Genomic DNA, 271 nt, shown 5'->3' on the forward strand with positions numbered 1-271 from the left:
GTTTAGGACATTTTTGGCCTGCGGACGTTGTGGAGTCTCATTACGCTTTGCCGGGTGAATCTGAATACAACATCGTGGCGGAACGGGTAGAAAGTGTTGAGGTATCTGCTGCGCAGTTGCGTGGAGCGGGAATTGATATTCCTGACAAGCATCAGTTGATGCAGCGTACTTTGATGAAAACGGGTAACCGTGATGTGTACGGTTCAGATTTTCGTTGGGTAATCGATGAGTACCTTACGAAAACTCAGCGTCCAGAGATGCTATTTACGGC

1 protein-coding gene is annotated in these 271 nt (G+C 48.0%); it reads left to right on the top strand.

Annotation, left to right across the window (positions count from 1 at the left end):
* Positions 1-29 precede the first annotated feature (29 nt).
* On the top strand, positions 30-271 hold a 242-nt coding region (locus AAEY75_RS15220; RefSeq protein WP_352260052.1), incomplete at its 3' end, for a hypothetical protein.

It is taken from the genome of Psychrobacter sp. TB55-MNA-CIBAN-0194 (assembly GCF_040309505.1).
In the GTDB taxonomy this organism is placed as follows: domain Bacteria; phylum Pseudomonadota; class Gammaproteobacteria; order Pseudomonadales; family Moraxellaceae; genus Psychrobacter; species Psychrobacter fozii.